This window comes from Butyrivibrio sp., assembly GCF_017940685.1.
Classification (GTDB): domain Bacteria; phylum Bacillota; class Clostridia; order Lachnospirales; family Lachnospiraceae; genus Butyrivibrio.
In genome coordinates this window covers 1-9,944 of the sequence record NZ_JAGAYD010000072.1, presented here as the reverse complement: position 1 = coordinate 9,944, position 9,944 = coordinate 1, and the positions used below count along the sequence as shown (strand labels likewise).

Here is a 9,944-nt window from a genome sequence, read left to right as displayed (position 1 = left end):
GTGGAAACTGTGAATTTTTTGTGAAAAAGTTCTTGTCATATTAAATGATTTGTTATATATTAAAGCCGTGTAGTTGAGGGGAAACTGATAAGAAGTTTTTGTTTGTGGGTAAATATATTTGTTAAGCTTTTTATCTTAGCAGATATCAAGGGCAAAGCCATTGAGAGATGGTGACGCAAAGCTAAAGGGTCTTACCAATATAGGAAGACAGCCAGTTGCTGGTGCTGGATATGAACGGCACCATTAAGGATGACCGTGGCTGTGGGGGATGATGCTAACGGTCTATTTTTTTGGAAATTATGTACCTTTATGCTCAAGGATGAGCATGCAGTTTTTTCTGCAGTACAGGGAAAAGAATAGTTTCTAAAACATGCAATTGGACTTGGCAGGCTTTGTCTTATCAGAGAGGGTTTAAGTGATACTAAAAGGTATCGTGCGCCGTGGTCCGGAGCATGATACCTTTTTTTAGCGAGAAGATCATGGCAGACGTAAATCTTAAAAAGCTTAGCCGCGCAGAACTACTTGAAATGATGATCAGCTTTTCAGAAGAGGCTGAAGCGGCCAGACAGCATGAGGAAGAACTTAAGAAAGAGCTTGAGAGAGAAAAGATTGAACTCCAGCAGGAGATGGCCAAGGAAAGGGCTCAGATGCTGAAGTCCTTCGACGAAGAGAAGGCCCAGATGCGAGAGAAGTTCTCACAGCAAAAGGCCGAGATGCAGGAGAAGTTTGACAAGGACATCGAAGGTCTCAAGGCCAGACACGAGCGTGAGATGAAAGCCAAAGATGATGAAGTCAATAAAAAACTGGCAGCCATCGAAAAGTCCGGAACCCTTGCTGAAGCAGTGGTGAACATCACAGGACTGATGGAAAAAGCGCAGGAAGCCATAGATCTTTATACTAATCAGATACACGAGAGAAAAGAATGACTGAAATAGAAAACGAGACAAAAACAGAGGAGACTGCAGCCGCAGCTAGTGAACGTCCCTCGATAGATGCCTTAAAAAGCGAGCTTAAGAGGGAAAACAATAAGAAGGAATATAAGAGAGTTCTTAGAAATACATTATTTGTAGTAGTTGTGGTAGCTGCCCTGGCAGTATTGGTATCAAGCTTCTTTGTGACAGTACTTAAGGTTACAGGGGATTCAATGACACCAACCATGAACACCGGAGAGATAGTTATAGCACAGAACTCCACCAGTTTTGAACCTGGAGATCTGCTTGCTTTCTACTATAACAACAAGGTCCTTGTGAAAAGAGTCATCGGCTCACCAGGGGACTGGATCAACATTGATGATGAAGGAAACGTATCAGTCAACGGAGTTGCTCTTGAAGAAACATATGTAACAGAAAAGAGCCTTGACCCAACAGACATTGAGTTCCCTTATCAGGTTCCTGAGAACAGATACTTTGTTCTGGGAGATCATAGAAGTGCATCTATCGATTCAAGATCAAGTGTCGTAGGATGCGTAACAAAAGAACAGCTAATAGGAAAGATCTTCTTTAGAGTATATCCCTTCAATGTTCTTGGTGGGATGTAAGACAGCTAGCTGACCTATATTTTTTTACCTTTTTGTGGAACGGATACTTAAACGTTTTCGAAACATCATAAAAGGCTAATAAATTTGGAAAAAGCTAAATTTACATGATGGAAAGGCTTGAGTTAATAAAGTTTTAATCACTTTCACACAAAGTTCACAGAAGTTTTTGGGTTTTAAAGCAAATAGGAGTATGACGATGCGAAAAGTTGATGAGTCTCGCGCGGCAAACTACATAAGGAAGCATTCTAATTATAAAAAGTGGCTGGCATTTGTTCTTTGCCTGTCCCTTCTTACAGGAACGGTCACTCTTTATATTCTGAATAAGCCGGCTACAGCAATGACAGCGGAGGGAGCTGAAGGACTTGGCGTTATGCTTGAGACTGCAAGCAATGCTGATGAAGAAACGCTTATCCAGCAGACTCTTGAAAACAAGGCTGAGTCAAATGAAGGCGGCGATGATGATGATGATCTCTTTTCTGAGTTTAACGAAGACGGCGATGACAATGATGAGAACGCTGGTGGAAATGGGGACGGCGATGATCTCAACAAGTTTGGTGATGATGAAGAGACTAAGGATGGCCTGGTAGAGGAAGAAGCTAAAGAGGGAGAAGTCAAAGAGGGAGAACTTACAGAGGAAGAAGAGCAGAAAGAAGAGACTGAGGAAAAAGAGGACGAGCTTACACAGGACGTTGTTCTTACAGTTTCATATGTAGATGAAGATGGTGAGGCAATCGCTGACGAGAAAGAGATTGATATCAACGACAGCATTGACCTTGCATCAGAGGCTCCTTCAATTGAGGGTTATACTTTTAAGGAAGCAACATTTAAGGGTGACGTTATCACCAAGGTTACAGTTAAGAAGAATGCAGACGACATCAGATACTACGAAGTAACATTTGATGGCGATGAGACAAAAGAAATCAAGAAGGATGCAACAGTAGTCCTTAAATATACAAAGGATGAGGAAGAGGAAGAAGTTGTTGAAGCTACTTCAGTAGTACTTACAGCTAAGTACGTTGACAAGGACGGCGAGGAAATCCAGGACGATGAGGAAATCTCTTTTGCAAAAGAGACTTCTATTAAGAAGGAAAACGTTCCTGAGATTGACAGACACTTCTTCTTGAAGGCAACCTACGACGGAGAAGAGATCGTTAAGATTGCTCCAGTAGAGGCTGAGGAAAAAGAGACTGAGGCAGAAGCCGAGGTTGAGGATTCCGCAGAGGTCTCAGAGGATGAGGAAGAGGAAGCTAAGAGCGTTTCTGTTGAAGCTTACGAGTTCACAACAGCAGATGGCGAGACAATAGAGATCACTGAGGACGCTGAGATTGAGTTTACATACCTGAAGGCCTGCGAAGATACAGTGTTCACATTCGCAGACAGCAAGGTAACAGTTACAGCAACCATCAATGGCAAGAACGTATTCCCAGACGGAATAGCACTTAAAGCTGTTGAGGTTACCAAGAACTCTTTGGCTTACAACTACGACGCATACATTGATGCCCTCAATAATAATGCTGAGAGCATAGCCAAGGATGCTGACCAGGAGGAGGCCAACGAGTTCACAGAGGATAACACTCTCCTTTATGACATTGCATTTGTTTATGAGGGAAAAGAGATCCAGCCTGAGGAAGGTACAGTATCTGTAAAGATTGAGTTCAAGAACAATCAGCTTTCAGAAGATCTTTCTGCAACTTCTGAAGAAGACTTAGCAGTTGTTCACCTTCCTATCGCAGAATCATTTAAGGAAGAGAACGAGATTGAAAATACTGAAGGAGCTACTGGTATCACTTCATCAAATATCGAAGTAATTACTCTTACAAATGCATCAGCTGATGTTGAGGGTAATGAAAAGGTTGAGTTTGAAACTGACAGCTTTTCAGTATATGCGATCACCCAGATAAATCCACTGAAGGTTGAACCGGTACAGGTAGCCTATGACTTCGTAGAATCCTTCGGCAAAGCCTACGATTACGGTATAGTTGCCAATAAGTATGTGTGGCAGGGTGATACTGAAACTAATCTCATGGTTGGTACTTTCAAATCAGGTAATAAAGATATTGGTGTATCTGGTAATTACAGCAATGCAGGAGGAAATAACTATTTTGGTGAGATAATTAGTGTTCAAGAAAATACTATGGAATTTCATTTGCCACCTGCCAACGTATTTCTTGGACCTGTTGCTTATAACCAAGTGTGCCACAAGAAAGTTCATGATGATTCATGTAAAAAAAGTCATATTCATCTGACAAATGTAGAGGGCACAAATGTTGAACTAAATGAGAATATCAAAATACCTGATATATTAAGCTACATTGATGGTTATTATTCCAAATATGAAAACCTTCCGGACTTGCTTAGTACAAATCCTAGGTGTAAGCCGGATCAAGGTGGTTTTAAATTATCGATAGATCTGAGAGAGTTTGGCAGTGGCACTTATGTACTTAATTATGACGGTAAAGATATCCATATAGATAATGAGCAGGTTGAAATATACATCAAGGAAAATCAGCATCTGATTTTAAACTGTACTTCTCCAGAATTGACCATAAGAAAGTATGAACTCAATGGCCTAGCATCAAATAAATATGTCGGCCGTGATGCTCCTGCAGACGCAGAATGGCTTACTACAGCGGTTATCTTTAACGTTGTTAATGCAAAGGAAGTAAAAATAGATGAGACCTGTGGTGTATTCATAGCTCCGAACTCTAAGGTACATGTAAATGGTGCTCCAAGTGCTGGGGTATTGATCGCTGATGAGGTTGATGGAAACCCTGAGTGGCATTATCACAATCACAATCTTCCAGCTGCTCACGGAGCAGAGATCCAGCTTCAGGCCTTCAAGACTGTGAATGACAAGGACCCTGGCTCAGATGAAAAGTTCACATTCGAATTATCTGAGTGGGATAGTGACAACAAGACATGGGTATTTACAGATTCTGTTGAAAATAATGGAAGGCAGATTACCTTTAAGCCTATCCGTTACGGCTCAAGCCAGGATGTGAAACAACCTCATTACTATCGGATTGTCGAAATAGCCGGCAATAATGAGGAGTATACATACGACGATAAGATGTATGTAGCGAAGGTGACAGTTACCTCTGAGACTAAGTATGAGGATGGCAATCTGGTAACAAGATATTATGCAAGTGAGCCTGAGTATTATGAGGCTACTAAAGAAACTACTAGACCAGGTGATTTGAAATCTGCCAAACTAGATGATTTGAATCTTACTCTGATGCAGAATGCTCCTACATTCAATAATACTAAAGGCGGTAATATTGAATTTGAATTACTGAAGAAAGTAAATGGTATCGCTCCAAAAGCAGATGAAACATTTGATTTCACAGTAAATGTGCTTACTAAAGGAAAAGTAGAGGGAAGACCAGGAGATGTTCAGACGCTTACTTACCTGAGTACTGTTTCAAATGTAGGTGAAGTGATTACTGTTTCTGCTGATTTAAAGGATCTTGAAAGTAAGGGAGCCATTCTTGGAAAAGATGTATACTTCGTAGTTACTGAGAATGATCCTACTGGTGAAAATGTAATCAAGGATCAGGATGCGATTATTGTAATAGTCTCTAATCTTGGGGATGAGAACCAGAAGATAGAGTATGCAAAATGTCAACAGAGTGCTTACCAAAATAAACTAGATATGGTGAAAGTATTCAGAGATTTATCTCGTAAGACGGATAAGCTTGCATTCTACAATAAGCGCACTACCGAAATCAAAGTTACAAAGAATTACATCGGTGGCACATGGCCTGAAGGCCTTGCATTTACATTTAAACTTAAAAAGGCAGACCCTAATGATTCTGATCAGCCAATGGAATGTACTGTAGTTGGAGACGGAAAAGAAAGCTCCAAAGAAGTTGTATTTGGACCACTTGAGTTTGATCAGAGCATTGACGCCGAGTACAAGTATGTTATTAGCGAGATCAAGGGAAACAGTAGTAACGTACAATACGATTCACACGAGATTTATGTGAAGGTTGTTGTTAAAAACAAAGAGCTAATAGGTCCAGAGTATTATTCGAATAAAGAATGTACGACTCCACTTGATAAAGCAGAATTCAATAACTACGAAAAGGGCGTTCTAGTAGTTAAGAAAGTCTGGAAACAGATTGATGGTGTAACTGATGATGCTGCCCAAAATTCATCTGTAACGTATGTTCTGCTTCGCAGCACAGATCCTGAGAAAGGAAAATGGGATGAGGTAGAAAAAGTTATCATTAAAGACACAGTACCAGATCCTGTATCAGGACAGTATTGGACCCATACTCATACCGGACTTGATCTGTTTGATGATAAGAACCACAAGCCGTATGTATACAAGGTTGTAGAAGAAGAGATTATGAAACAGACCTTCGAAATAACCTATGACTACAACGGAAACAGCAATCTTACCTATGTAGAGGTCCTTGAAGAGAACGGGAATGACTACGGAACTGTTACTATCACCAACAGAAAGATAGTATCAAATGTTCTTCCATCAACGGGAGGAATCGGCGACCTGCCTTACATGGCAACAGGTGCCGGAGCTGCAGCTGCAGCACTTCTTGGAACAGGTCTTTATTACAAAAAGAGAAAAGACGACGACCAGGAAGAAGAGTAACTAATGGTTTTAGAGCTTGGGAGAGCTTGAAATATCAACTAAAACAAGATTCAAAGGAGAGGAAAACAAATGAAAGGAATTAAGAAACTATTAACAGGTATTCTTGCAGCCACAATGATCATGGGCGCAAGCATTACAGCATTTGCAAGTGAAACACCAGCTACTACTTCACAGGACACAACAGTAAGCATCACAATTAAAAACAGCCTTGATAATGGTGTAGACGGCGTTAGGACAATCGACTACACATATTACCAGTTCCTTAAGGCAGAGGTTCGCGAATTTTCACAGGAAACTAAAACTGGTAAAGCTGTTTATTATGTAGAGAATGAAACACTTGCCAATACACTTGCTAGGACTGGTTTATTCACATCAACAAAGGCTCAGGCAATAAATCGTTGGTATATCGCAGCTAACGGAACACCTTCTGCTGAGGATATTGTAAAAGCTTTTACAAAGATTATTGAAGATAATACTACTATCGATGCTGATGGCAATAAAGTAGTAAACGTACAGAGTCTTGGTATTAAATCAGGTAATTTTTCATCAGGTAAAGATAAGAAAGCTACTCAGGGCGGACTTGAGCCTGGTTATTACCTCATTCTTTCAAGCCTTGGAACTAAGGCAGCTCTTCAGACACTTGAAGATGTAATAATCGATGAGAAGAACTCAGATACAACCGTTACAAAGATAGAGGAAAAAGAAATTGATGCTATGTTTGACCATGATGAGAAATACACCATCACAGTTACTGTTCCTGAGTCTCCTGCAAAGCAGCCAATCAAGGTTGTTGATACTGCAACAGTAGGACTTACTCTTGATGAGAAAGTAGAGGTTAATGGAAAGGAATACGACTGGGCAAAGTGGACAAAGGGCACAGAGACAGTAAATACTAAGACAGAGAAGACAGAAGTAGAGTACACACTTTCTATTCCTACAGAATTTGTAACAGCAAACGCAGGTAAGGATATCGTCCTTAAATATGGCGCTTCTGTAAATGAGAGAGCAGTTGTATATGTTCCTGAAGAGAACAGAGCCTACATCGTTTATGACAACAGAAAGTCTGTAGAGACTAAACCTGTAAAAGTTAAGACTCTTGGAATCAAGATCATTAAGTACACAACTGCTGATGGTCAGAAAAAGAATCTTACAGGCGCTGAGTTTACACTTTGGGATAATAAGACAGGCGGCAAAGAGATCAAAGTTGTTAAGGAAACTCTGGCAGATGGTAATGTAGGCTACAGAGTAGCAAAAGAAGGCGAGACAGGCAAAAGAATCGTTGTTGATGAAAAGGGTGAGGCACTTGTAGCAGGTCTTGATGCGGATCACTCTTACTACCTTCAGGAGGAAGTAGCTCCTGCAGGATACACAATGCTTAAAGAGAGATTTGAAGTTGTTATGGATACAACTAAGGAAGCATACCAGGAAGTTGAGGTTGAGAACCTTTCAGGTCTGACACTTCCTTCAACAGGTGGAATGGGTACAACAATCTTCTATATTGTAGGAAGCATCCTTATTGTAGCAGGAGTTGCTTACTTCATCGTTAGAAGAAAGGCTAATGCTCAGTAAATCATTGGTATTATTAGTTTTTATCAGGGTATGAAAAAGATCTATATACATTGAATCTTGTTTCTATATAATGAAACTAGCTGTATTCTCCGGGATGTTCAGGACATGAACATCTCGGAAATACAGTAATGATTCAAAGCAAGGAAGTACAATTGCTGTAAATGAGTAAAAAACTAAAAAAACAGATTCCCAATATAATATTTGGAATTATATTTCTTGTAGGATTAGCCGTTTTTTTATACCCTTCAGTTAGTAATTATATTAACTCCAAGAATCAGAGCAGGGTTATTTCTACGTATCAGGATGCACTCAGTTCTATCACTCAAGAAGACTATTCGAAATTCTGGAACGAAGCATACGCATACAACGAGGCACTTGCAGGCAAGGTGATGAACTTTAAGCTTGGTGAGGACGAGCTTAAAGAGTATAACAGCATTTTGGATGCCACTGGTACTGGAGTTATAGGTTATATTGAAATAGAAAACATTGGGGTAAATCTTCCGATTTACCATGGAACAGAAGAGAGTGTTCTTCAGGTAGGTATTGGACATTTAGAAGGAACATCTTTTCCTACCGGAACAGCAAGCACCCATGCAGTGCTTTCGGGGCACAGGGGACTTCCCTCTGCCAAGCTTTTTTCAGACCTCGATCAGATGATAGAGGGGGATACATTTCTTTTACACATATTAGATCAGACATTTGCATATCAGGTTGACCAGATCAAGATTGTTTTACCTGAGGAGACTCAGGACCTGGCGATTGTCGATGGAAAAGAATATGTCACGCTGGTTACATGTACGCCTTACGGCGTCAATACCCACAGGCTCCTTGTAAGGGCTAAGCGTGTTGATTATAATGAAGAGACAAAACTGATCGTTCCGGCAGATGCTACGCGATATGGTAACCTTGTGGTTGCACCATTCATAGCAGCGCCATTGATACTTTTGTTATTTGTCGTTTTCCTTATACGAACAAGAAAACCTAAGGAAAAGAAAGGCAACAATAACGAGGTTAAAAATGAAGAAAATAAGTAAAGCTTTAAAAAGAATAGTTGTTGTAGCTTTGGTAGCTCTTTTGTTTATGACCGCGCCGGTTGGTAAAGTTTATGCAAAAGAATATCTTGCTCGTGCAGACATTGACATGAGCATGGATGAACATGGAAGCCTTACCATAACACATAGATCCGTGGATGATGAGCTCATGGAAGGCGTGAATTCACAAATCTATCTTGTGGCTACAATAGATAAGGATGGTCAGTATACCATTACTGATGAATTTAAGGAATGCTTTAGTGATCCAGATTTCTTCAATAATGGATTTGATTATGATGTCTGGAAAGACTGCGTCCAGTATGAGGAAACTAGCGATTCGGATATCCTTGATAGGTATATCAAAGCAAATAAGATTAACCCTGTAACAGAAGGAGTTTCGGACGATAAAGGAAAGACATATTACACAGGCCTTAAACTTGGGGTGTATTATGTTCATAGTGACAAGATAGTAAAGGATGAATATACACATTCGTTCGTAAATTTTGTTTATCCTGTTCCTATTCTTGTACAAGACAAGGCTACTGGTGTTATAAGTCCGAATTATAGCCCGGAAGCAGAGCCTAAAAAGTCTAGAGTTAAGAATGATGTTGAAACACATTGCAGCATTCAGAAGCAGTGGAATGACGGTGGTTATGCAAATCGCCCTGCATCAGTTGTTTTTGAGATTTATTGCGATGGCGAGCTCATGGAGACAGTTACATTGTCTTCTAGTAATAACTGGTATCATGAGTGGCAAAATCTTGGTGCGCATGATTATACTGTAAGGGAAGTTGGTATAGCAGATGGGTACAGTTCTTCAATAAGTGTTTATCAGAAGCCTGGGACTCACGATTTCGTCTATACATGCGTAAACAGCCGAGGTGGCGGAGATAATCCACCTCCACCACCAGATAATCCGCCACCGGATAATCCTCCACCGGACAACCCACCACCAGGAGGCGGTGTGCTTGGAGCAATCAGAGATCTGCCACAGGTTCTTGGTGCGGTAAGAGCACTTCCACAGGTTCTTGGTGCTAGGAGACTTCCTCAGACAGGACAGCTTTGGTGGCCACTTCCGATCCTTGTGATCGCTGGAATTTTCTTTATCGTAAAGGGAATTAAAAAGAACGCTAAAATGAAAGCGAAGAATAATTGAATTTAGTATGAGCCCTGCAGAAGTAGCAGGGCTTATATT

Annotated in this window: 6 protein-coding genes and 1 riboswitch; all 6 genes read left to right on the top strand. The window is 40.5% G+C overall.

What is annotated here, in order from left to right:
* Positions 1–140 precede the first annotated feature (140 nt).
* A riboswitch (cyclic di-GMP riboswitch) is annotated at positions 141–223 on the top strand.
* 256 nt (positions 224–479) lie between these two features.
* The 6 genes from J6I68_RS05170 (at position 480) to J6I68_RS05145 (ending at position 9,905) form a co-directional block, all read left to right on the top strand.
* Positions 480–926 carry a hypothetical protein gene (locus tag J6I68_RS05170; RefSeq protein WP_292218111.1) on the top strand — a complete coding sequence of 149 codons (447 nt, stop codon included), beginning with the start codon at positions 480–482 and terminating at the stop codon, positions 924–926.
* The gene (gene lepB / locus J6I68_RS05165; protein WP_292218109.1) at positions 923–1,537 is read left to right on the top strand and encodes a signal peptidase I; all 615 of its coding nucleotides are present in this window, start codon (positions 923–925) and stop codon (positions 1,535–1,537) included. Before J6I68_RS05170 ends, lepB begins: the two co-directional genes overlap by 4 nt.
* Positions 1,538–1,733: 196 nt before the next feature.
* A complete protein-coding gene (locus J6I68_RS05160; RefSeq protein ID WP_292218107.1) occupies positions 1,734–6,149 on the top strand; it encodes a Spy0128 family protein in 4,416 nt (1,471 codons plus the stop codon).
* A gap of 69 nt (positions 6,150–6,218) precedes the next feature.
* Entirely contained in the window at positions 6,219–7,718 is a 1,500-nt protein-coding gene (locus tag J6I68_RS05155; protein ID WP_292218106.1) for an isopeptide-forming domain-containing fimbrial protein, read from the top strand.
* A 161-nt stretch (positions 7,719–7,879) separates the two neighbouring features.
* Positions 7,880–8,752 carry a class C sortase gene (locus tag J6I68_RS05150; RefSeq protein ID WP_292218105.1) on the top strand — a complete coding sequence of 291 codons (873 nt, stop codon included), beginning with the start codon at positions 7,880–7,882 and terminating at the stop codon, positions 8,750–8,752.
* Positions 8,736–9,905 carry a Cna B-type domain-containing protein gene (locus tag J6I68_RS05145; RefSeq protein ID WP_292218102.1) on the top strand — a complete coding sequence of 390 codons (1,170 nt, stop codon included), beginning with the start codon at positions 8,736–8,738 and terminating at the stop codon, positions 9,903–9,905. The genes J6I68_RS05150 and J6I68_RS05145 overlap by 17 nt, the downstream gene beginning before the upstream one ends.
* Positions 9,906–9,944 lie beyond the last annotated feature (39 nt).

What these genes read in the sequence shown, in the direction of transcription:
- J6I68_RS05170 (WP_292218111.1), top strand. Translation starts at nt 480, where the DNA reads ATGGCAGACGTAAATCTTAAAAAGCTTAGCCGCGCAGAACTACTTGAA.
- lepB (WP_292218109.1), top strand. Translation starts at nt 923, where the DNA reads ATGACTGAAATAGAAAACGAGACAAAAACAGAGGAGACTGCAGCCGCA.
- J6I68_RS05160 (WP_292218107.1), top strand. Translation starts at nt 1,734, where the DNA reads ATGCGAAAAGTTGATGAGTCTCGCGCGGCAAACTACATAAGGAAGCAT.
- J6I68_RS05155 (WP_292218106.1), top strand. Translation starts at nt 6,219, where the DNA reads ATGAAAGGAATTAAGAAACTATTAACAGGTATTCTTGCAGCCACAATG.
- J6I68_RS05150 (WP_292218105.1), top strand. Translation starts at nt 7,880, where the DNA reads ATGAGTAAAAAACTAAAAAAACAGATTCCCAATATAATATTTGGAATT.
- J6I68_RS05145 (WP_292218102.1), top strand. Translation starts at nt 8,736, where the DNA reads ATGAAGAAAATAAGTAAAGCTTTAAAAAGAATAGTTGTTGTAGCTTTG.